The organism is Nocardioides humilatus (assembly GCF_008373755.1).
GTDB lineage: Bacteria > Actinomycetota > Actinomycetes > Propionibacteriales > Nocardioidaceae > Nocardioides > Nocardioides humilatus.
The window spans coordinates 327,033-347,732 of sequence record NZ_VUJV01000006.1 but is presented as its reverse complement, the minus strand read 5'-3'; the positions used below and the strand labels follow the sequence as shown (position 1 = coordinate 347,732).

The window sequence follows — 20,700 nt, the reverse complement described above, 5'->3', positions numbered from 1 at the left end:
CGCTATCCAAGCACCGATGCCACAGCGCGGCTGTGACCGACGAGCGTCGCGATCGACCCGTCGGCCTGCGGCTCGTCGAACCAGACGCCTTCGACGAACCCGGCGTTGACCAGCAGCCGCCGCGATGCCAGGTTGCGGTGGTCGGGAGCGGCGAACAGCATCGTCGCGTCGGGATAGGCCCGAGGAGCTTCGCGGGACCAGGTGTCCAGCATCCGCAGCCCGATCCCGCGGCGCAACCAGTCAACCTCACCGATGGCGTAGTCGACTCCGACGGCGTCAGGGTCAGGGGCCAGTACGGCGAACTCCGGGTGGTCGCGGATCCGGTAGTCCTGCAGGAAGCCGACCGGGCTCCCCTCGGCTTCGACCACGAACATCCGGGTCGCCGCCTCGCCATCGATGCGTGGTCCGTAGCGGATCTCGATCGTCTCCATCGAGACCGCCTCCGCGGACGGGAACCACTTCGCCACGTGCGACGCCTGTCGCCACCGCAGCACGTCGGCCAGGTCCGCACGCCGCATGGGCCGCAACGCCACCCTCAATGGGCGAGCCCACCGCGTCGGTCGACGAGCGGAGGCGTCGAGGACCAGGGGAAGTCGATCCAGCGCTCCGTCCGGCGCCAGACGTATTCGGCGTTGATCACCGTCCACGGCTTCTCGTAGATGACGGCAGTCCGCGCCTCGGCGACATGGTCGGCGACGAAGTCGCGCACCACCTCGAGCGTCTTGCCGGTGTCGGCGACGTCATCGGTGATGAGGACCTTCATGCCGGTCAGGTCGATCGCCGCGGGGGTCGGCGGCAACATGATCGGTACGTCGAGCCGCTCGTCGACGCCGGTGTAGAACTCCACGTTGACCGCGCTGAGGTTCTTGACGTCGAGCGCGTAGCCCAGGCCCATGCCGAGGCCGAGGCCCCCGCGAGCGATCGCGAGCACGATGTCGGGCTCGTAGCCGTCGTCGACGACCTGCTGGGCGAGCTCGCGCACCGCAGTGCCGAACAGCTCGTAGGAGAGGATCTCGCGGGCCGGGCCATCGCTCGTCACCCGGCCATTGTGCAGGACCGGCTAACCCTCGTCCTCGAGTTCGCGACCTGCCTTCTCCAGCTCGTCCCTGACGATGGCGAAGGCCATGCCTGCCGGGTAGCCCTTGCGGCCGAGCATCCCGGCGAGCCGCCGCGCAGCCACGGTGTCGTCGACCGATCGCATGCTTCGCAGCTTCTTGCGCACCAGCTCGCGGGCGGCCTCCGCCTCGTCAGCCGGATCGACCTCGTCGAGCACCGAGCGAGCGGTCTCGTCGGCGATCCCCTTGCGGCGCAGCTCCTGGGCAAGCGCCCGCCGAGCCAGGCCGCGCGTGCGCTGTCGGCTGTCGACCCACAGGCGTGCGAACGCCTCGTCGTCGACCAGGCCGACCTCCTCGAACCGGTCGAGCAGCCGGCCCGCCACCTCGTCAGGGACATTGCGGCGGGCCAGCCGTTCGGCCAGCTCGTGACGACTGCGCGCCTGGCCAGTCAGCTGGTCGAGCAGGATCTTGCGGGCCACCGACTCCGGGTCGGGCTCGGGGCCGAGATCCCGGTCGTCAGAACGAATCGACACCGATGGGCTCATCAGGGAGCTCGGCGAACGCGTCCTTGTCGGCCTCGTTGTCGACCTGCGGACCGACGCCGAGCTTCTCGAGGATCTTCTTCTCGAGCTCGTTGGCGAGGTCGGGGTTGTCGAACAGGAACTGGCGGGCGTTCTCCTTGCCCTGGCCGAGCTGGTCGCCCTCGTAGGTGTACCAAGAGCCGGCCTTGCGGACGAGTCCGGCCTCGACGCCGACGTCGATCAGACCGCCCTCGCGGCTGATGCCCTTGCCGTACATGATGTCGAAGTCGGCCTGCTTGAACGGCGGGGCGACCTTGTTCTTCACGACCTTGATGCGGGTGCGGTTGCCGACCGAGTCGGTGCCGTCCTTGAGGGTCTCGACCCGACGGACGTCGAGGCGGACCGAGGAGTAGAACTTCAGCGCCCGACCACCGGTCGTGGTCTCGGGCGAGCCGAACATCACGCCGATCTTCTCGCGGAGCTGGTTGATGAAGATCGCGGTGGTGCCGGTGTTGTTGAGCGCGCCGGTCATCTTGCGCAGCGCCTGGCTCATCAGTCGGGCCTGGAGACCGACGTGACTGTCGCCCATCTCGCCCTCGATCTCGGCGCGGGGCACGAGCGCGGCGACCGAGTCGATGACGATCAGGGAGAGCGCGCCGGAGCGGATCAGCATGTCGGCGATCTCGAGCGCCTGCTCACCGGAGTCGGGCTGGGAGACCAGCAGTGCGTCGGTGTCGCAGCCGAGGGCCTTGGCGTATTCGGGGTCGAGGGCGTGCTCGGCGTCGATGAACGCCACGATGCCACCGCTGGCCTGGGCGCTGGCCACCGCGTGGAGCGCCACCGTCGTCTTACCGCTGGACTCAGGACCGAAGATCTCGACGACCCGGCCGCGCGGCAGACCGCCCACGCCGAGCGCCACGTCGAGCGCGATCGAACCTGTCGGGATGACCTCCAGCGGGGCGCGCGAGTCATCGCCGAGCCGCATGATCGAACCCTTGCCGTACTGCTTCTCGATGTTGAGCAGCGCCGTGTCGAGCGCCTTCAAGCGGTCGTCCGCCATGTCCTCACGTCCTTCGTCTGGTAGCCGTAGCCAGGTACATCCGCGACGCTAGGGCGAGGGTCCGACACAGCCTGATCAGCTGCTTCGGTTTGTGGATCATTCGCCGGTGCGTCGTACCTGTGGACGCCAAGTGGCTCGTGCCGCCGGGTCGTCGTAGCCAGGAATCTAGCCGAACACCTGTTCGAAGATGTTCAGGACGTGCGGCGTGTCGCGGCCTCGGTCTGCGTCATCGCGTGGGCCCGGGCAGCGGCCCCGGCGACACCGAACGCGAGGGCGAGCGTGACCAGCGCGAGCACCGGGTAGCCGGCCAGGTCGACGACCAGTCCGGCGAGCGCGCCGGCCGAGGCAGCCGTCACCCCCATGACCAGGTCGGAGGTGCCCTGGACGTCGGTGCGGACCTCGATCGGCGCGTGCTCGGACACCATCGTCGACGCCGACACCATCGCCAGCGACCAGCCGAGCCCGAGTAGGAACAGGCCGGCGGTGACCTGCCAGGACATGCCCTGCGGCGAGGACGCGCAGAGCAGGAGGGCGGCCACGAGCACCAGTCCCCCGCTGCCCATGACGATCGGACGACCGAGCCGGTCGGCGAGCATCCCGACCAGGGGCGAGAAGGCGAACATCCCGAGCACGTGCACGCTGATGACCAGGCCGATGACCTCGAGCTCGGCACCGCCGTGCTCCATGTGCAGCGGCGTCATGACCATCACGCTGATCATCGCGGCGTGGGCCAGCGCGAGGCCGCCGATCGCGAAGCCCAGCACGGGTCGCTCCTGCACGGCCCCCCAGGCTCGTGATGCCGAGGACCCGGCGGCAGCCCGCCCGACGATCACGGTGCCGGCGCGCTCGCGCGCGACCAGGAGCGGGTCGGGGCGCAGCATCACGAACGAGATCACCGCGGCGACCACCATGCCCATCGCGCCGATCGCAAAGGGTCCGGTGAGCTCGGGGATGTCGACGGCGTCAGCGAAGGCACCGGCGGGCCCGGTGAGGTTGGGACCGAGGACGGCGCCGATGGTGGTCGCCCACACGACCAGGGACAGCGACCGGGCGCGGTTGCTGTCGTCGGCGAGGTCGGTGGCGGCGAAACGAGCGGCGCTGTTGGCCGACGACCCGGCCCCGAGCAGGACGGCACCCACCAGCAGCAGCGGCATCGACCCGACGACGCCGGCGAGGACAGCCAGCAGACCACCGGAGGCGCCGAGGAGGTAGCCGATCACCAGTCCGATCCGCCGGCCCCGACGCGCCATCACGGCGGCGAGGAGGAAGGAGATGACGGCGGCACCGAGCACCTGCGCTGTTTGGGCAAGACCGGACAGCGCCTCCGATCCGGACAGGTCGCGGGCGAGCAGCGAGGCGGTGGCGATACCGATCGTGATGCCGAGGGCGCCGACGGCCTGGGTGAGGACGAGGACCCGGACGGTACGACGCTGCAGGTCGGCCGTCACCGCTCTGACGCCGGGAGCTCCAGCGCCTCCCACACGGCGGCCCACACCTGCTTCGGCGTGGCGCCATCGTCGAGCGCCTGCTCCGGGGTGCGGTGCCCGAGACCGCCGAGCACCTGCTGCGAGGCCCAGGTGCGCGCGTAGGCGGACCCCAGGTGGTGGTCGAGCCGATCCCAGAATTCGGTGTGCCTCACCCGGCCATTCCACCATCCGCCTGCGCACCAGCGACCCAGCGCACGTCCCACAGGTGGTGCACGACATCGTGCAGGTGGTAGATCCCGATCGTCTCGACGGTGAACTCGCTGCCATTGCTCCGGGTGCCGCGTCGGGACCAGGCGTCGTCGAGGACAGCGTCGTACGCCGCCGCGACCTCGCCCGCCGCGATGGACAGCCCGGCCGCGACCTCCGCGGGCACCTGCAGGTCGTAGCGCTCGGCCAGGGCGGTCTCGTCCTGGTCCCAGTTGGCGAAGACCGGGTCGTCCTCGGCCAGCATCAGGTTGACCCGCCCGAAGAACATCCGGTGGACGTCGCGGACGTGGGCGGCGTACTCGGTCGGCGACCAGGTGGTCGGCGTCGGCCGCTGGGCCGCCTGGGCGCTGGCGAGCACCGGCTGCCAGCCCTCCGCGTTGGCGAGGATCAGCCGACCGAGATCGGCCACGTCGACCGCGCGCGGGTCGAAGCCGCACTCGTCGCACGGCCGCTCGAGGACCCAGGTCCAGTCCTTGGTGTCGGGCTCGATCTCAGTAGGCGTGGTCATGGCGCCATTCTCCCGAGCGGCCCCGCTGCCCGCGACCAGATTCCCCGCCACCGAGCGACGATCCGCTGCCACACTGGCGGGCATGGTGACCGTGGCCGCCGTGCAGGCAACCCCCGTCTTCCTCGACAGGGAGGCCACGATCGACAAGGTCTGCGACCTCGTCCGAGAAGCGTCGGGCGGAGGGGCAGAGCTCGTCGTCTTCGGGGAGTCCTTCGTCCCGGCCTATCCCGACTGGGTCTGGCGGACTCCGGCGTGGAGCGACGGGCGGTTCGTCCAGCGGCTCTACGCCAACGCCGTCGAGGTCCCCGGCCCTGCGCTGGACCGCATGGCCCAGGTGGCGGCCGAGACCTCGACGTACGTCGTGGTCGGCGTCACCGAGATCGACGGCGGCACGCTCTACAACACGCTGCTCTACCTGGGGCCTGACGGCACCCTCCTCCAACGCCACCGCAAGCTGATGCCGACCGGTGGCGAGCGCACGGTGTGGGGCATGGGCGACGGCTCGGAGCTGTCCGTCGTGCAGACCCCGTTCGGCGTCGTCGGCGGCCTGCTGTGCTGGGAGAACTACATGCCGCTGGCGCGAGCTGCCATCTACGCGCAGCGCCCCGACATCTACGTCGCTCCGACCTGGGACACCAGTGACACCTGGGTCGGCACCCTGCAGCACATCGCCAAGGAGGGGCGTCAGTACGTCATCGGCGTCGCCCCGCTCCTGCGCGGCTCCGACGTGCCCGAGGAGCTGCGCGGCGACCTCTACGGCGGCGAGGACGACTGGATGTCGCGCGGCCTCGCCACCATCGTCGCCCCGGGCGGCGACATCATCGCGGGCCCGATCGACGGGCGCGAGGAGATCCTCTACGCCGACCTCGACATCTCCAAGGTCCACGCCCAGCGACGGATGTTCGACCCTGTGGGCCACTACTCACGGCCCGACGTCTTCACGCTCCACGTCGACACCCGCGCGAAGGAGCCGGTCGTGTTCAACACCTACGATGGCGACGATCGCCATGACCAATCCCGCCCGTGACCGCAAGCTCCTGCTGGTCGTCGACGCGCCCTCGCTGCTCCACCGCAGCCACCACGCCCGCGCGCACACCCGGATCACGGACCGCTCCGGACGGCCGGCGTGGGCGCTCGAGGGGATGGTCCGCCAGATCCTCGAGGTGATCGACGGCTTCGCGCCGGACGCGGTGATCTTCGGGCTCGACGACCGCACGTCCTCGCTGCGACGCGACTTCTACCCGGACTACAAGGCGGGCCGGGCCGAGAAGCACCCCGACCTCATCGACCAGCTCGAGCGGGCCGGCGCGCTGCTCGACGCGCTCGGCCTCGCGACGCTGACTCCCCCGGGTCTCGAGGCCGACGACGTCAACGCGTCGGGCGCTGCCTGGGCCGGACGCAACGGGTGGGACTGCATCATCATCACCTCCGACCGTGACGCCTTCGCCCACATCAGCGACCACTGCAAGGTGCTGCGGGTGATCGACGGCGGCATCAACGGGTCGCCGCTGCTCAGCCCGCGCAGCCTGATGGCGATGTACGGCGTCGCAGCCGAGCGCTACCTCGAGTACGCCGCCCTTCGCGGCGATGCCAGCGACAACCTCCCGGGCGTGAGCGGCATCGGCGAGAAGAGCGCGGCGATCCTGCTCGAACAGGCCGGACCGATGGCCACCGTGTGGGCCGACATCGAGCACAACGAGGGGCTCGCCGTGGCTGCCGCGCTCGACTCGTGGGCGGAGGAGACGGGTGGGCGCCGCATCGGGAGCACCGTCGTACGACGTCTCTCGGCCGAAGGCGCGCGTGAGCGCTACGACTTCAACGTTCGGCTGATGGCCGGGCGCGAGGACCTCGACCTCGGCCTCACGCCCGACGTGCCGGGCAGCCCCGGCCTGCTCCCGCTCGACCCGCTGCGCATCAGCCAAGTGGTCGGTTTCCTCAACGTCGAGGCGACGACGTCGCTGGCGCTGCGGGTCCTGAGCGGCGACCCGTCGTTCGTCAGCTCGCCTTGAGCAGCATCAGGTTGCGCTTGCCGGCGTGCATCAGGTCGCCGATCTGGCGGTAGCCGCGGCTGTGGTGGAAGGCGAGCGAGACGTCGTTGGTCTCGTAGACCTCCAGCGCGACCGGCAGGTCCGCCTCGACGGCGTCGTAGAGACAGGACGCGACGCCCTGCCGCCGGTGGGTGTCGGCGACGACGATGCGGTCGAGGTAGACGTAGTCCTCGAGGCGGTCCTCGAACCACTCGTAGCGGCTGGACTCGTAGGTCGCGCCGGTCGGCAGAGTGATGACGAAGCCGGCGACATCGCCGGCGACATCGAGCACCAACGCCTGGTCGGACTGCTTCACCAACAGGGCAGCGGACTCGTAGTCCAGCGGACCGACGCCCTCCAGGGCGCCTTGGTTGATGTCGACGATCGTGTCGAGATCGGTGGGGTTGATCGGACGGATGACTGTGCTTTCAACAGGCCTCATCCCGATCGACGTTACGAAAGTCGGACCCTCGTTGGCCAACCGACACCCCCCACCGTGGGCCTTGTCACAAAGGGGTATGAACGAGGATGGACGTGTGCAGGACATCCTGATTCGCGACGCGACCAGCGACGACGCGGCCGCGTGCGCGGCGATCTACGGGCACTACGTCGAGACGACGGTGGCGACCTTCGAGCTCGACGCACCGTCGGTCGCGACCACCGCCGAACGGATCGCGGGCTGCCAGGCCGGGCACGCCTGGCTGGTGGCCCAAACAGACGACCAGGTCGTCGGGTTCGCCTACGGGACGAAGTTCGCCGAGCGGGCGGCCTACCGATGGGCGGCTGAGGTGAGCGTCTACCTCGACCCTGAGGTGCGCCGCGGCGGCATCGGCACCGCGTTGTACGACGTCTTGCTGCCCCGCCTCACCGAGCGTGGGTTCCAGGTCCTGACCGCCCGGATCGCGCAGCCCAACGACGCCTCCAACGCGCTGCACGCCCGCTACGGCTTCGAGCGGGTCGGCCTGCTGCGCCGGATCGGCTTCAAGCACGACCGGTGGGTCGACGTCGCGATCATGGAGCTCGAGCTCGCTCCGCCCGCGGTCAGCCCCGCCGAGCCGCGCTGACCTCGACGCCTCCCGCCCACACGCGCCGTACGAGCGGCACGCCGGGGCGGTAGGCGAGGTGGACGTGGCTCGCCGCCTCGAGCAGTACGACGTCACCCCGCCCACCCTCGACGATGCTGCCGACGTCGGCCCGTCCCAGGGCCGCGGCTCCCCCAGCAGTCGCGGCCCGGACGGCTTCGACCGGCGTCATTCCCATCTCCCGCACCGCGAGGGCGATGCACAGCGGGATCGAGCTCGTGTAGCAGGAGCCCGGGTTGCAGTCGCTCGCGATCGCCACCCGCACGCCCGCGTCGATCAACCGGCGCGCGTCGGGATAGGGCTGCCGGGTCGAGAACTCGACGCCGGGCAGCAAGGTCGCGATCGTGCCCGAGTCACGGAGCGCGGCGACGTCGTCGTCGGTCAGGTAGGTGCAGTGGTCGACGGCGGTCAGGCCGAGCTCGGTGGCGAGAGCCACACCGGGCCCCGGCCCGAGCTGGTTGGCGTGCAGCCGTCCCTTCAGGCCGGCCGCAGCACCGGCCGTGAGCACGGCTCGCGCCTGGTCGGCGTCGAACGCCCCGGTCTCGCAGAAGACGTCGATCCAGCGCGCGTGCGGCGCGGCGGCGGCGAGCATCTCGCCGGTGACCAGCGCGACGTAACCGGCGGGGTCGTCGGCGTACTCCTGGGGCACGACGTGTGCTCCGAGGAAGGTGGTCTCGTCGGTGAACCGCGCGGCGACCTCGAGCGAGCGGGCCTCGTCGACGACGCTGAGCCCGTAGCCCGACTTGATCTCGACGGTGGTCGTGCCCTGCGCCTGCATCTCCGCCACCAGGCGGGCGACGTTGGCGGCAAGCTCGTCGTCGCTCGCCGCGCGGGTGGCCGCGACCGTGGTGCGGATGCCGCCGGCGGCATAGGACTCCCCCGCCATCCGCGCCCGGAACTCCTCGGCGCGGTCGCCGGCGAACACCAGGTGGCTGTGGCTGTCGACGAACCCGGGGAGGACCGCCCGGCCGGCGGCGTCGACGACCGTGTCGGCCGCGGGCGCTGCAGTTGCGTCGCCGACCCAGGCGATCCGGCCCTCGTCGAGGACGATCGCTGCGCCGCGACGGATGCCGAGCAGGCCGTCGACCGCGGGGTCGTTGGTGACCAGCTCGCCGATGTCGGTGATGAGGATGCTCACGCCCACACCTTCTCGATCGCAGCCTCGAGTTCGCGGCCGACGCGCGCGTGGTCGCCGTCGAAGACCGTGCGGCCGTCGATGACCACGTCGGTCACATCGGCGGCGGTCGCGGCGAAGACGGCGGCGTGGACGTCACCGCCGGTGCCGGCCGTGCGCGGGCTGGCCGGGTCGATCATCACCACACCCGACTCCTGGAGCCCGAGCGACGCGTGACCGTTGACGGTCGCGGTCTCGAGCAGCGCGGCGGCCGACCAGTGGCCGCGGACGCCGGTGCGGAGCCGGTCGTGCATCTCCACCCCGCGCATCTCCTCGAAGAGGTCGACGACGGCGTGGCTGTCGGAGCCCAGGCAGATCCTGGTGCCGGCCGCGCGCAGGTCGCCGCCGTGGCCGAGTCCGTCGGCGAGGTCGCGCTCGGTCGTCGGGCACAGGCAGACCTGGGCGCCGCTGTCGCCGATGAGGCGGACGTCGGCGTCGGTCAGGTGGGTGGCGTGGACGAGCGTCGTGCGCGGGCCGAGGACGCCCTCCTCGGCCAGCACCCGGGTCGGGGTGACGCCGTAGGCCGCGACGCACGCCTCGTTCTCGGCAGGCTGCTCGGACAGGTGCACGTGGACCGGCCCGCCGAGGGCTGCGACCGTGCCCATCTGCTCGCGCGGCACCGCGCGCACCGAGTGGATCGCTGCACCGACCCGCGGGTCGTCGAACGCCGCGACCCGCTCGGCCCACGCCTCCGCATGGCCGTCGCTGAAGCGCCGCTGCACGCCTGCGGGCGGTTGCCCGATCCCGGCGGTGAGGTAGCAGGTGTCGAGCAGCCGGATCCGGATGCCGACCTCGTCGGCGGCCGCCAGCAGCGCCCGGCCCATCTCGTTGGGGTCGTCGTAGGGCGTGCCGTCGGCCTGGTGGTGCACGTAGTGGAACTCCCCCACCGCGCCGATCCCGCCGGCCACCATCTCCGCGTAGACCGCGCGGGCGAGCTCGAAGTAGAGGTCGGGCGTGAGGCGGGCGGCGAGGTCGTACATCTGCTCGCGCCAGGTCCAGAAGCTGCCCGTGCCCTGCTGCGTGCGTCCGCGGAGCGCCCGGTGGAAGGCGTGCGAGTGGGCGTTGGCCATCGCGGGGATCTGGAGGACGGACATCAGACGAGCTCGCTCAACGCGTCGGCGAGCGCCTCGACGCCCGCGATGCAGTCGGCCATCTCGGCGTGCTCGTCGGGTGAGTGGGAGACCCCGGTCGGGTTGCGCACGAAGAGCATGGCCGACGGGTGGCCCGCGGCGGCGAGGATGCCGGCGTCATGGCCGGCCTGGGTCGGCAGCACCGGCCAAGCGCTGTGGGCTCGGATGCGGTCGGTGAGGTCCTTGCTGAACTCCACCGCGCCAGAGACCGACTCGGCGGTCAGTTCCATGGTGGTGCCGTCGCGATCGGCCCGCTCCGACGCCTGCTTCTCGATCGCGGCGACGAGTGCCTCGAGGCTCGCGTCGGAGTCAGCGCGGGCGTCGAGCCAGGCACTGACGCGGGAAGGTACGGCGTTGGTGCTTCCCGGCGCGACCTCGAGCCTCCCAAACGTGGCCCGCTGACCCGAGAGGCGCGCCTGCTTGTTGGCCGCGAGCGCCGTCATCGCGTAGGTGAGCATCGGGTCGGCCCGGTCCTCCATGCGCGTGGTGCCGGCGTGGTCCGCGCGGCCGGCGAAGTCGAAGCGGTAGCGGCCGTGCGGCCAGATGCCGCTCGCGAGCCCGACCGGAGCGTCCCGGTCGACGAGCGCCCGACCCTGCTCGACGTGGAGCTCGACGAAGCACCCGACCTCGGCCAGCACGCCGCCTGCCCCCGCGTCCGGAGCCGCGGTCACGTCACCGAGCGCGACCCCGTTGCGGTCACGCAGGCCCTCGACGTCGGACCACGCCACCGAACCGCTGGCGAGGCGCGACCCCAGGCAGGCCAGGCCGAAGCGCGAGCCCTCCTCCTCACGGAACACCCCGACGCCGACCGCACGCCCGGGCTCGACGCCACGTTCGCGCAGCAGGTCGATCGCGGCCAGCGCGGAGACGACACCGAGCGGGCCGTCGTACGCACCACCGTCGAGGACGCTGTCGAGGTGGCTGCCGGTGAGTACGCCGAGGATCTCGACGCGTCCCGGCACCGGCTCGGGGCGCCACCACGCGACCTGGTTGCCCATCGCGTCGGTCTGCAGCGTGAGACCGCGCGCCGCAGCCTGCTCGGCGAACCAGGCGCGCAGCTCCTCCTCGGCGCTGTCCCACGGCTGCCGGAAGTAGCCGCCCGAGGATCCCGAGCGGCCGATCGGCGCGAGGTCGCGCCACATCTCCTCGAACGTCATGCGTCGCTCATGGGGATCCTGACCCCGCGTGCGTCAGCGACCTCGACCGCGCGGTCGTAACCGGCGTCGACGTGGCGGATGACGCCCATCCCCGGGTCGTTGGTGAGCACCCGCTCGATCTTCTGTGCCGCGAGCTCGGTGCCGTCAGCGACACACACCTGTCCGGCATGGATCGAGCGTCCCATCCCGACCCCACCCCCGTGGTGGATCGACACCCAGGTCGCCCCGGATGACGTGTTGACCAGCGCGTTGAGCAGGGCCCAGTCGGCGATCGCGTCGGAGCCGTCGAGCATCGCTTCGGTCTCGCGGTAGGGCGACGCGACGGAGCCGCAGTCGAGGTGGTCGCGCCCGATGACGATCGGCGCCTTCAGCTCGCCGGAGGCGACCATCTCGTTGAACTTCAGGCCGGCGAGGTGGCGCTCGCCGTAGCCGAGCCAGCAGATGCGCGCGGGCAGGCCCTGGTAGTGCACCCGCTCCTGCGCCATGGTGATCCACTTCCGAAGGCGCGCGTTGTCGGGGAACAGCTCGAGGATCGCCTCGTCGGTCCTGCGGATGTCCTCGGGGTCACCGGAGAGCGCGGCCCAGCGGAAGGGGCCCTTGCCCTCGCAGAAGAGCGGCCGGATGTAGGCGGGCACGAACCCGGGGAACTCGAACGCGCGGTCATAGCCGCCCTTGCGCGCCTCGTCGCGGATCGAGTTGCCGTAGTCGAAGACCTCGGCGCCGGCGTCCTGGAACTCCACCATCGCCCGCACGTGCGCGGCCATCGAGTCCTGCGCGCGCTTGGTGAAGCCGACCGGGTCCTCGGTGCGCTCGCGCTCCCAGTCGTCGAAGGACGTGCCGACGGGGAGGTAGAAGAGCGGGTCGTGGGCGGACGTCTGGTCGGTGACGATGTCGATCGGGGCACCAGACTCGAGCAGCGCCGGCAGCATCGCCGCCGCGTTGCCGAGGACACCGATGGACAGCGCACGGCGCTCGTCGCGGGCAGCGACGGCGAGCTCGACGGCGTGCTCGAGCGAGTCGGCCTGGACGTCGAGGTAGCGGTGGTCGATGCGCCGCTGGATGCGGGAGGCGTCGCACTCGATGCAGATCGCGACGCCGTCGTTCATGGTGACCGCGAGCGGCTGGGCGCCACCCATGCCGCCGAGACCCGCGGTGACGGTGATCGTGCCCGCGAGGGTGCCCCCGAACCGCTTGTCGGCGACGGCTGCGAAGGTCTCGAACGTGCCCTGCAGGATGCCCTGGGTGCCGATGTAGATCCACGAGCCGGCGGTCATCTGGCCGTACATCGTCAGGCCGAGGTCTTCCAGCCGCCGGAACTCCTCCCAGTTGGCCCAATCGCCGACCAGGTTGGAGTTGGCGATGAGCACCCGCGGCGCCCACTCGTGGGTCCGCATGACGCCCACCGGCTTGCCGCTCTGCACGAGCATCGTCTCGTCGGGCTCGAGGTCGCGCAGGGTGCGCACGAGCGCGTCGTAGGCCTCCCAGTTGCGGGCCGCCTTGCCCGTGCCGCCGTAGACGACGAGGTCCTCCGGGCGCTCGGCGACCTCGGGGTCGAGGTTGTTCATGAGCATCCGCAGCGGCGCCTCGGTCTGCCAGCACTTGGCGGTGAGCTCGGTGCCGGTCGCGGCGTGGATGGGGAGCCTCTCGTTGGCATTCACTTCAGTTCTCCGATCACGGACTGGGCGGCCGCGAGGACCGCTCCGGAGTGGACGAGCGAGACCGCGGCCTCGATCTCGGGTGAGAGGTGGCGGTCGGGTCCGGGGCCGGCGATGCCGGCCTCGCGGAGGAGTCGTACGACGGCGCCGGTGGCCGGGGAGGGCATCAGCGGCGCCCGCAGGTCGAGGGCTCGGGCCGCGGTGAGGACCTCGATGGCGACGACCCGGGTCAGGCCGTCGACCGACCGACGGAGCTTGCGGGCCGCGGACCAGCCCATCGAGACGTGGTCCTCCTGCATCGCGCTCGACGGGATGGAGTCGACGCTCGCGGGGTTGGCGAGCCGCTTGAGCTCGGAGACGATCGCGGCCTGGGTGTACTGGGCGATCATGTGGCCGCTGTCGACGCCCGGGTCGTCGGCCAGGAACGGCGGCAGCCCGTGGTTGCGGGCCTTGTCGAGGAACCGGTCGGTACGACGCTCGCTGATCGACGCGACGTCGGCCGCGATGATCGCGAGGAAGTCGAGCACGTAGGCGACCGGCGCTCCGTGGAAGTTGCCGTTGCTCTCCAGTCGTCCGCCCGCGTCGTCGAACAGGACCACCGGGTTGTCGACCGCGCTGGCGAGCTCCCGGCCCGCGACGGTGGCGGCGTGCTCGACGGTGTCGCGCGCGGCACCGTGCACCTGGGGCGAGCAGCGCAGCGAGTAGGCGTCCTGGACCCGGTTGCAGTCGGGGCCCCGGTGCGAGGCGACCACGCCGGAGCCGGTGAGGAGCGCGACGAGGTTGGCTGCCGATGCAGCCTGGCCGGGGTGTGGTCGGATCGCCTGGAGCTCAGGAGCGAAGACCCGATCCGTCGCGAGCTGGCCCTCGACCGACATCGCCGCTGCGATATCGGCGGTGGCGAGCAGGCGGCGCAGGTCGACGATCGCCATCACGAGCATCCCGAGCATGCCGTCGGTGCCGTTGATGAGCGCGAGGCCCTCCTTCTCGGCGAGCTCCACGGGCTGGAGGCCGGCGGCGGCGAGCGCGTCGGCGGCCGACATCAACGTGCCGGCGGCGTCGCGGACCTCGCCCTCGCCCATCAGCGCGAGCGCGCAGTGCGACAAGGGTGCGAGGTCGCCCGAGCACCCGAGCGAGCCGTACTCCCGCACCACCGGCGTGATGCCGTGGGTGAGGAGGTCGGCGATCAGCTGAGCGGTCTGCCGTCGTACTCCGGTGTGGCCGGTGGCCAGCGTCGAGAGCCGCAGCAGCATCAGCGCCCGCACCACCTCGCGTTCCACCTCGGGGCCCGAGCCCGCGGCGTGCGAGCGCACCAGGGACCGCTGGAGCTGCGTGCGCAGCTCGGGGGCGATGTGGCGGGTGGCGAGGGCGCCGAATCCGGTCGAGACGCCGTACGCCGGCGTGGGTGACGCCGCGAGCTCGTCCACCACCGCGCGAGCCCGGTCGATCGCGTCGAGGGCCGTCGCGGACAACCGCACCGCCGCACCGCCGCGCGCGACCTCGATGACATCGGCGAACGAGACCGGGCCCGTGCTGACCTCGACGTAGCTCTGCTCCATGCCCTCCATCAAACGCCTTCGCAACGGCCTCCCACCAGCGCCTTCGAACGGCTAATGTCTCGGATACGAGACGCCCGATCCCAACGAGGAGACCACATGCCTACCCGCGACGAAGCCTGGCCCCACGGCACCCCCAACTGGGTCGACCTGGCGGCCGACGACACCGCTGCTGCGGCGAAGTTCTACAGCGAGCTGCTCGGCTGGCGGGTCGACGCCCCGACCGACGACGCTGCGGGCGGCTACATGATCGCCACGAAGGACGACCGTCCCGTGGCAGGCATCGGCCCGAAGCCGATGCCCGACATGCCGAGCAACTGGGCGACCTACATCGCGGCCGACAGCGCCGACGCCACTGCCAAGGCCATCAAGGCCGCGGGCGGCACGCTCCACATGGACCCGTTCGACGTCGAGACCGGCCAGGGCAAGCACGGGCGGATGTTCTTCGCGACCGCGACCGACGGCTCGACGTTCGGTGTCTGGGAGGCCGCCAACCACATCGGCGCCAACCTCTACAACGAGCCGGGCGCGCTGTCGTGGAACGAGCTGCACTCTCGCGACCTCGCCAAGGGCAAGGCGTTCTACAGCGAGGTCTTCGGCTACGAGTTCGACGACATGTCGGGGCCTGAGTTCACCTACCTGATCTTCAAGCGGCCGGGCGAGGAGCAGGGCGTCGGCGGCATGGGCACCGACGCGATGCTCCCCGAGGGCGTGCCGTCGGTCTGGCTGACCTGGTTTGCCGTCGACTCGTGCGACGCCGCCGTCGCCAAGGTGGCCGAGCTCGGCGGGGAGGTCCGCATGGAGCTCGGCGACTCCCCCTTCGGGCGGATGGCCGTCGTCGCCGGTCCGCAGGGCGAGGTCTTCGGGGTGATCGGCCTGTCCGAGGCCCAGGGAGAGATGCCCGGCTGACCCGATGGGACAAGTCCCCTCAGCCACCCGCGCGCTGCGGGTGCTGCGATTCCTGGCCGCGCAGCCGGAGCCCGTTCCGCTCGAACGGGTGACGGCCGCGGTCGGGATCCCGCGGTCCTCGGCCTACCACCTCCTCACCGCCATGGTCGAGGAAGGCTTCGTGGTGCACCTCGCCGAGGAACAGAGGTACGGCGTCGGCGTCGCCGCCTTCGAGGTCGGCTCCGGCTACGCCCGTCAGGCGCCGCTGCAGCGGATCGCGCGGCGGCCGCTGGCCGCGCTCGTCGACGAGGTCGGCCAGTCGGCGCACCTCGCGGTCCTGCACGGTCGCGACGTCCTCTACGTGCTCGAGGAGCGTGCCCCCGGCCGGCCGCCGCTCGTGACCGACGTCGGCGTCCGACTGCCCGCCCACCTGACGGCGAGCGGCCGCGCGATCCTCGCGCACCTGCCCGCTGCCCAGGTGCGCGCGCTCTACCCGGACCGGTCGGCCTTCGTGGATCGGCACGGGGTCGGCCCGCAGTCATTGACGGCCTTGCGCGTCGTCCTCACGGACACGCGGCGTTGGGGGCACGCGCGAGAGGACGGCGAGGTGACCCCGGGGCTCGCGAGCGTCGCTGCCGCCGTACTCGATCACAACGCGCACCCGGTCGCTGGTGTCGCGGTGACCTTCCCGGCCGGCGATGCCGACGTGGCGGACGTGGCCGTTGCCGCGACCCGGACGGCCGCAGGGCTCAGCCGGCGGCTAGGCGGGCGCTAGAGGTCCTCGGCCGCGCCCGGCTCAGGCCGGAGCCCCGTGCCGTCGACGCACTCCCAGTCGGTCTCGCTGCCGTACTGGTTGGTCCCCTTCACGCAGTACTCGCCGTCCCGCTCCTCCACGACGATCTCGACGCCGGGGTTGGTGCGGAAGGCGGCATCGCCGATGTGAACGGGTTCGGTGACGTCGAGCGAGACCTCGATGCCCGGCTTGCCCGACTTCAGCAGGTCGTACTGCAGCCCCGCCATCACGTAGGTGTCGTGGTACATCGGCCGGTCGCGGTCGGCGTATTCATCGACCTCGAAGATCCCCACCACGGCCCCGGCGGCTGCGACCGCGCCGACCAACAGGCCGGCGGCGACCTTCAGGCGTGCCATGGCGTCTCCTGCATGGGCATATCCAATCGCATCAGGTCGTCGGCTGGCCGGAACCCCAGTGACTGATACATCGGGATCGACATCGGCGAGGGCGCGAGCACGACCCGGACCATGCCATTGGCCCGCGCGAAGTCGACCAGGTCGAGGGTGAGCGCGCTGCCGATGCCGCGGCGGCGGTGCGAGTCGAGGACGTAGACGTTGGCGACGTAGAGCCAGCGGGCGTCCGGCTTCCCGGGTGCAGGCATCCGGGAGAAGATCTGCGCGTTGGCCATGCCGACGGGCGCGTCGTCCTCATAGGCCACCACGGCCCGCCTTTGATGGCGCTCGCGCTCCCACCAGGCGTGCAGGCGATCCTCGAAGCCTTCGTCGTCGCCGGGGTGCCAGGCCCGACGGAGGGCGATCAGGTCGCGGCAGTCTTCCGTCACGTTTCGAATGTCGTAGGTCGCCGACGTCACCTAGGCATGATGATGTGCCCGTGCAACTCCGACGAGCAGCGGGTCCCTGGTGGGTGCGGGTAACGACGGCCTGGACGCTGGTCGCGGTCGGGTTGACCGGGTGTAGCGGAGATCCGTCGGCCTCGCCGACCCCGTCTGGCTCGCCGGCCTCGCCTTCCTTGTCGAGCTCGTCAGATTTGTCCGACTCCCCCGCCGCTACGCCGACCGATGACCGCGTCCTCGACGTCGACTCGCTGGTGGTGCCGCCCGCGGCCGACGAGCTGCCCGCGGCGTGGCACGAACGGTTCGTCATCGGGTATGGAGCTGGCACGACGCTTCTCGGCACCTCGCCGGGCGGTGACTCCGGCACGCTCGACATCGGCCCCGAGTACGGCGCCCCCGCGCCGGACGGCAGCTGGTGGTTCCTCGACGCAGCCAAGACACGCATCGCCCACTACGACTCGTCGGGACAGTTCCTCGACCAGGTGAGGATCCCCAGAGGCCTGCTTGTCGACGGACGCTACTTTCAGTGGCAACTCCCTCACGTGCTCGCCGACGGCACGCTCGTCGCCGCCCGCCAGGACGGTGAACGCACCTGGCTGCTGCGCGTTGACGACGGCACCGTCGACGAGATCCCCGTCGACGGGACCTTTGCCCCGGCGTACGACGACGGGGTGCTCCTCTACGGCTTCGCCGACAGCGGCGCCACGGTCGCCGTGGACCCGACCGACGGGTCGCTCCGAGTCGTGTCGAGCTATCGCACGCCCTCGGGGGCGCGGTTCTCGATCTCCCTGGGCCGCAAGTTCCGGCTCGACCTCCCCGATGCGGGTACGTCGACAGCCCTGCCCATCGTCACCGCATCGGGCGCGGCCGCTCACGTCGGGCACCAGGTCCGCGCCGGCGCGGACGGCACGCTCCACCTGTTCCTCGTCGGAGCCGGGGAGGACGACGAGTCCGTACAGCTCGTGGGGGCGACGGTGGTCAGTCGGGCAGGCGGGGTCGCCGAGGTCGAGGCACTGCCCGACCCGTTCAGCGAGGCCGACCCGGGCAGCCCTGCCCAACTCGCGATGGCGTCGGGCTCCTCGACGCCGAACCTCGTCTACGTCCTCGACGACGGGGTGCACGTCTACGAACGGACCGGTTGATCCACGCCACGGCGGTGACCGTCGGCCCGACGACAGCGTGGACCGCCAATTGCCGCTCCTCAGCGGTCGGTCGCGGCGGCCAGCAGGTAGTCGCGTGACGACTCCGCTCGTCGGAGCACCGACGGAAGGTCCAAGTCGACGAACTGGCCCGCTCGTTTGACCAGTCGCCCTGCGACGTAGACGGTGTCGACGTTGTGCGTGCCGGCCGCATGGACGACTGCTCCGATCGGATCGTTCACGGGCGCCAGGTTCGGCAGGTCGGTCCGCAGCAGCAGGAGGTCGGCCTGCTTCCCGACCTCGAGCGTCCCGATGCGATCCTCCAGGCCGATCGCCCGGGCGCCGTCGACCGTGGCCATGGCCAGGACGTCCCGCGCGGTCATCGAGACCACCTCGAGGGTCTCTCCGCGGGTGAGAGCGGCAGCGTGGTCGGCTCCGCGCTGCAGGGCGATCGCCACCCGCATCGCCCCGAACAGGTCGCCACCGACGTTGGTGCAGACGTCCGCCGAGATGCCAGTCGGGATGCCCCGCGACCGGAGCCGCGCTGTCGCGGGCGGGCCATGCCCCATGTTGGCCTCGACCTCCGGCGAGACCGATGCACGTCCGCCAGACGAGGCGATCAGCTCGAGCTCGGCGTCACTCAACATGTTGCAGTGCACGTAGGTCGTGTCGGGACCGAGCAGCCCGCGCTCCGACAGTGCCCGGATGCCGCCCTGGGCACCCCGCAGTCCGCCACCGACGTGGACGGTCATCGGCACGCCGAGCTCGCGTGCCAGTCCCCAGTCGGCCTCACAGTTGTCGATCGTCGTGAACTCCGGTCCACGCACCGCCATCGCCAGGGTCACCCGGGCGGCGGCGTCGCCGGCGACCTCCGTGCGGAGCCTCGCGACATCGCGGGTGTGGGCCGACACGTCGTTGCGGAGGGCTTGGTCATTCGTGGCGCCGTACGCGAAGACCGCCCGCCCGCCTCCCTCCTGCAACGCCGCCCACGCTGCGTCGGCGTGGGCGGGGGTGTTGAGGTTGTGCGACCAGTCGACCACCGTGGTGATGCCGGCATCGAGCGCCTCGACCGCGCCGAGCAGGGTGCCGGCGAAGATGTCCTCGGGGCGGAACAGGCCACCGAACTGCCCGCGCATCCGGGCGAAGTACTGGCCCAGGGTCCAGTCGCACGCGAGGATGCGCAACGAGGACTGCCACAGGTGCCGATGGCTGTCCACCAGGCCCGGGAGAATGATCCGGTCGGTGGCATCGACGACCTCGGCCCCCGGCGGCGGGTCGACCCGGCCGACGGCGGCGATCAGGGAGTCACGGATGAGGACGTCACCGCGTGCCGGTTCGGACCCCGGCACCATCGTGATGATCCAACCCCCGCGCAGCAGCGTCGTCTGGGTCACGGTCACATGATGGCGCAGCCGGAGGACCTGAGGGCGCTGATGGCGATCAGTTGCAGGGAGCGCCTTCACAGCAAGGCCGGATGTAGCCGCAGCCGTCGCACCGCTCGTGCGACGTCTCCCAGCGCATCAGCGTGGAGCAGTTGGGACAGGGCTCGGTCAGGTCAGCCACGAGTGGAGGTTAGATCGGCGGTCCGCGGAAATGCCGGCGCCACACGGCGCAAGGTCCGCCATGTCCGTACCGCCAGCGCCAGCCAGCACCCGACGGCGAACAGCGCGAGCAGTGCCGGGATCCAGTGGTGGAGCAACGTCGAGGCCGCGACCGCGCACCCGAAGGCGACCAGGTTGGCCAGCACGTCATAGACCGGAGCGACGAAGCGCTTGTTGATCACGTGCGCGACGGCGATGAACAGACCGCAGGCAAACGTCACCGAGAGCAGGAAGCCGACCACGCGGAGATTGTCGTCGAGCAGCCCAAACGACCCCTCATTCGGGGCTAGGGTCGCCCCCATGCCCTCGCATCTCGGAAGTGCGACCCCGACGCTGACCTGCGACCGTGTCGTCCTGCGTGGGTTCGTGGCCGAGGACGCGACGGCCCGGGCACGCCTCGGGCAGGACGCCGCCATCGTGCGGATGTTCGGCAGCACCCCGGCGTGGTCCGGCATCCGCGCGATGACCGAGCACCAGGGACAGTCCTGGTACCGCGCGGTCACCTCAGGCTCCGACGACCGCACCAACTGGGCCATCGAGCTCGACGGCCGCTTCGTTGGCAGCGCCCGCCTCCACCACCTGAGCGAGGAGGACCGGAAGGCGCGCTACGCGATCGGCATTCTCGACGCCTCGCTGCACGGGAACGGCCTGGGTCGGGAGGTCACCCAGCGGATCCTCCAGCACGCCTTCGACGACCTCCACCTCCACCGCGTCGACCTCCGCGTGCTCGCGTTCAACGAGCCCGCCATCCGGTGCTACCGCGCCTGCGGCTTCGTCGAGGAGGGACGCGAGCGGGAGTCGGCGTACGTCGACGGCAAGTGGCACGACGACGTGATCATGGGCGTGCTCGCCCACGAGCATCCGTAAGCG

The 20,700-nt window shown here is 71.1% G+C and carries 24 protein-coding genes; 7 read left to right on the top strand and 17 right to left on the bottom strand.

Annotation, left to right across the window (positions count from 1 at the left end):
* Positions 1-2 precede the first annotated feature (2 nt).
* From F0U44_RS17900 to F0U44_RS17875, 7 genes are all read right to left on the bottom strand, one after another.
* On the bottom strand, positions 3-533 hold the full coding sequence (locus F0U44_RS17900; RefSeq protein WP_281292650.1) for a GNAT family N-acetyltransferase: 531 nt from the start codon (positions 531-533) through the stop codon (positions 3-5).
* 2 nt (positions 534-535) lie between these two features.
* Positions 536-1,039, bottom strand: coding sequence for a phosphoribosyltransferase (locus F0U44_RS17895; RefSeq protein WP_149729718.1), 504 nt, complete (start codon positions 1,037-1,039; stop codon positions 536-538).
* A gap of 21 nt (positions 1,040-1,060) precedes the next feature.
* Positions 1,061-1,588, bottom strand: a complete 528-nt coding sequence (locus F0U44_RS17890; protein ID WP_246160601.1) for a regulatory protein RecX — start codon at positions 1,586-1,588, stop codon at positions 1,061-1,063.
* The gene (gene recA, locus F0U44_RS17885) at positions 1,572-2,636 is read right to left on the bottom strand and encodes a recombinase RecA (RefSeq protein WP_149729716.1); all 1,065 of its coding nucleotides are present in this window, start codon (positions 2,634-2,636) and stop codon (positions 1,572-1,574) included. Before recA ends, F0U44_RS17890 begins: the two co-directional genes overlap by 17 nt.
* A gap of 191 nt (positions 2,637-2,827) precedes the next feature.
* Complete coding sequence (locus tag F0U44_RS17880) at positions 2,828-4,084, bottom strand: MFS transporter (RefSeq protein WP_246160599.1); 1,257 nt, start codon at positions 4,082-4,084, stop codon at positions 2,828-2,830.
* Entirely contained in the window at positions 4,081-4,275 is a 195-nt protein-coding gene (locus F0U44_RS23610) for a DUF3046 domain-containing protein (protein WP_246160597.1), read from the bottom strand. The genes F0U44_RS17880 and F0U44_RS23610 overlap by 4 nt, the downstream gene beginning before the upstream one ends.
* Positions 4,272-4,838: a DinB family protein gene (locus F0U44_RS17875; protein WP_149729715.1), complete on the bottom strand. Its 567-nt coding sequence runs from the start codon at positions 4,836-4,838 to the stop codon at positions 4,272-4,274. Before F0U44_RS17875 ends, F0U44_RS23610 begins: the two co-directional genes overlap by 4 nt.
* An 82-nt stretch (positions 4,839-4,920) precedes the next feature.
* Here F0U44_RS17875 and F0U44_RS17870 point away from each other — a divergent pair, with 82 nt between their 5' ends.
* Together F0U44_RS17870 and F0U44_RS17865 are read left to right on the top strand one after the other, a co-directional pair.
* Positions 4,921-5,865, top strand: coding sequence for a carbon-nitrogen hydrolase family protein (locus F0U44_RS17870; RefSeq protein ID WP_149729714.1), 945 nt, complete (start codon positions 4,921-4,923; stop codon positions 5,863-5,865).
* Positions 5,846-6,847: a 5'-3' exonuclease gene (locus tag F0U44_RS17865; RefSeq protein WP_149729713.1), complete on the top strand. Its 1,002-nt coding sequence runs from the start codon at positions 5,846-5,848 to the stop codon at positions 6,845-6,847. Before F0U44_RS17870 ends, F0U44_RS17865 begins: the two co-directional genes overlap by 20 nt.
* On the opposite strand, the gene F0U44_RS17860 is transcribed toward F0U44_RS17865, so the two are convergent.
* On the bottom strand, positions 6,834-7,307 hold the full coding sequence (locus tag F0U44_RS17860) for a GNAT family N-acetyltransferase (protein ID WP_188113543.1): 474 nt from the start codon (positions 7,305-7,307) through the stop codon (positions 6,834-6,836). The two genes, F0U44_RS17865 and F0U44_RS17860, sit on opposite strands and share 14 nt — an antisense overlap.
* 94 nt (positions 7,308-7,401) lie before the next feature.
* On the opposite strand from F0U44_RS17860, the gene F0U44_RS17855 reads away from it, so the two are divergent.
* The gene (locus F0U44_RS17855; RefSeq protein ID WP_246160595.1) at positions 7,402-7,929 is read left to right on the top strand and encodes a GNAT family N-acetyltransferase; all 528 of its coding nucleotides are present in this window, start codon (positions 7,402-7,404) and stop codon (positions 7,927-7,929) included.
* Here F0U44_RS17855 and hutI read toward each other — a convergent pair.
* The 5 genes from hutI to hutH are packed head-to-tail and all read right to left on the bottom strand — an operon-like array spanning position 7,907 to position 14,619.
* Positions 7,907-9,085: an imidazolonepropionase gene (gene hutI / locus F0U44_RS17850; protein WP_149729710.1), complete on the bottom strand. Its 1,179-nt coding sequence runs from the start codon at positions 9,083-9,085 to the stop codon at positions 7,907-7,909. The two genes, F0U44_RS17855 and hutI, sit on opposite strands and share 23 nt — an antisense overlap.
* Positions 9,082-10,215: a formimidoylglutamate deiminase gene (locus F0U44_RS17845; protein ID WP_246160594.1), complete on the bottom strand. Its 1,134-nt coding sequence runs from the start codon at positions 10,213-10,215 to the stop codon at positions 9,082-9,084. The genes hutI and F0U44_RS17845 overlap by 4 nt, the downstream gene beginning before the upstream one ends.
* A complete protein-coding gene (locus F0U44_RS17840; protein WP_149729708.1) occupies positions 10,215-11,408 on the bottom strand; it encodes an allantoate amidohydrolase in 1,194 nt (397 codons plus the stop codon). The genes F0U44_RS17845 and F0U44_RS17840 overlap by 1 nt, the downstream gene beginning before the upstream one ends.
* Complete coding sequence (gene hutU / locus F0U44_RS17835; protein WP_149729707.1) at positions 11,405-13,066, bottom strand: urocanate hydratase; 1,662 nt, start codon at positions 13,064-13,066, stop codon at positions 11,405-11,407. The genes F0U44_RS17840 and hutU overlap by 4 nt, the downstream gene beginning before the upstream one ends.
* A complete protein-coding gene (hutH, locus tag F0U44_RS17830; protein WP_149729706.1) occupies positions 13,063-14,619 on the bottom strand; it encodes a histidine ammonia-lyase in 1,557 nt (518 codons plus the stop codon). The genes hutU and hutH overlap by 4 nt, the downstream gene beginning before the upstream one ends.
* 96 nt (positions 14,620-14,715) lie before the next feature.
* Between hutH and F0U44_RS17825 the strand changes: the two genes are divergently transcribed.
* Both F0U44_RS17825 and F0U44_RS17820 read left to right on the top strand, forming a co-directional pair.
* Positions 14,716-15,525, top strand: coding sequence for a VOC family protein (locus F0U44_RS17825; protein WP_149729705.1), 810 nt, complete (start codon positions 14,716-14,718; stop codon positions 15,523-15,525).
* Positions 15,526-15,529: 4 nt separating this feature from the next.
* Complete coding sequence (locus tag F0U44_RS17820; protein ID WP_149729704.1) at positions 15,530-16,279, top strand: IclR family transcriptional regulator; 750 nt, start codon at positions 15,530-15,532, stop codon at positions 16,277-16,279.
* Here F0U44_RS17820 and F0U44_RS17815 read toward each other — a convergent pair.
* Together F0U44_RS17815 and F0U44_RS17810 are read right to left on the bottom strand one after the other, a co-directional pair.
* Complete coding sequence (locus F0U44_RS17815) at positions 16,276-16,653, bottom strand: hypothetical protein (RefSeq protein ID WP_149729703.1); 378 nt, start codon at positions 16,651-16,653, stop codon at positions 16,276-16,278. The two genes, F0U44_RS17820 and F0U44_RS17815, sit on opposite strands and share 4 nt — an antisense overlap.
* Positions 16,641-17,078, bottom strand: a complete 438-nt coding sequence (locus F0U44_RS17810) for a GNAT family N-acetyltransferase (RefSeq protein ID WP_223163738.1) — start codon at positions 17,076-17,078, stop codon at positions 16,641-16,643. Before F0U44_RS17810 ends, F0U44_RS17815 begins: the two co-directional genes overlap by 13 nt.
* A gap of 206 nt (positions 17,079-17,284) precedes the next feature.
* On the opposite strand from F0U44_RS17810, the gene F0U44_RS17805 reads away from it, so the two are divergent.
* The gene (locus F0U44_RS17805; RefSeq protein WP_149729701.1) at positions 17,285-18,232 is read left to right on the top strand and encodes a DUF7485 domain-containing protein; all 948 of its coding nucleotides are present in this window, start codon (positions 17,285-17,287) and stop codon (positions 18,230-18,232) included.
* A gap of 59 nt (positions 18,233-18,291) precedes the next feature.
* On the opposite strand, the gene F0U44_RS17800 is transcribed toward F0U44_RS17805, so the two are convergent.
* Complete coding sequence (locus F0U44_RS17800) at positions 18,292-19,623, bottom strand: amidohydrolase family protein (RefSeq protein ID WP_149729700.1); 1,332 nt, start codon at positions 19,621-19,623, stop codon at positions 18,292-18,294.
* A gap of 161 nt (positions 19,624-19,784) precedes the next feature.
* Positions 19,785-20,072 carry a hypothetical protein gene (locus F0U44_RS17795; protein WP_149729699.1) on the bottom strand — a complete coding sequence of 96 codons (288 nt, stop codon included), beginning with the start codon at positions 20,070-20,072 and terminating at the stop codon, positions 19,785-19,787.
* Positions 20,073-20,130: 58 nt separating this feature from the next.
* Between F0U44_RS17795 and F0U44_RS17790 the strand changes: the two genes are divergently transcribed.
* Positions 20,131-20,697 (top strand): GNAT family N-acetyltransferase, encoded by a 567-nt coding sequence (locus F0U44_RS17790; protein ID WP_149729698.1) that lies wholly within the window; start codon positions 20,131-20,133, stop codon positions 20,695-20,697.
* The last annotated feature ends 3 nt before the right edge of the window (positions 20,698-20,700 follow it).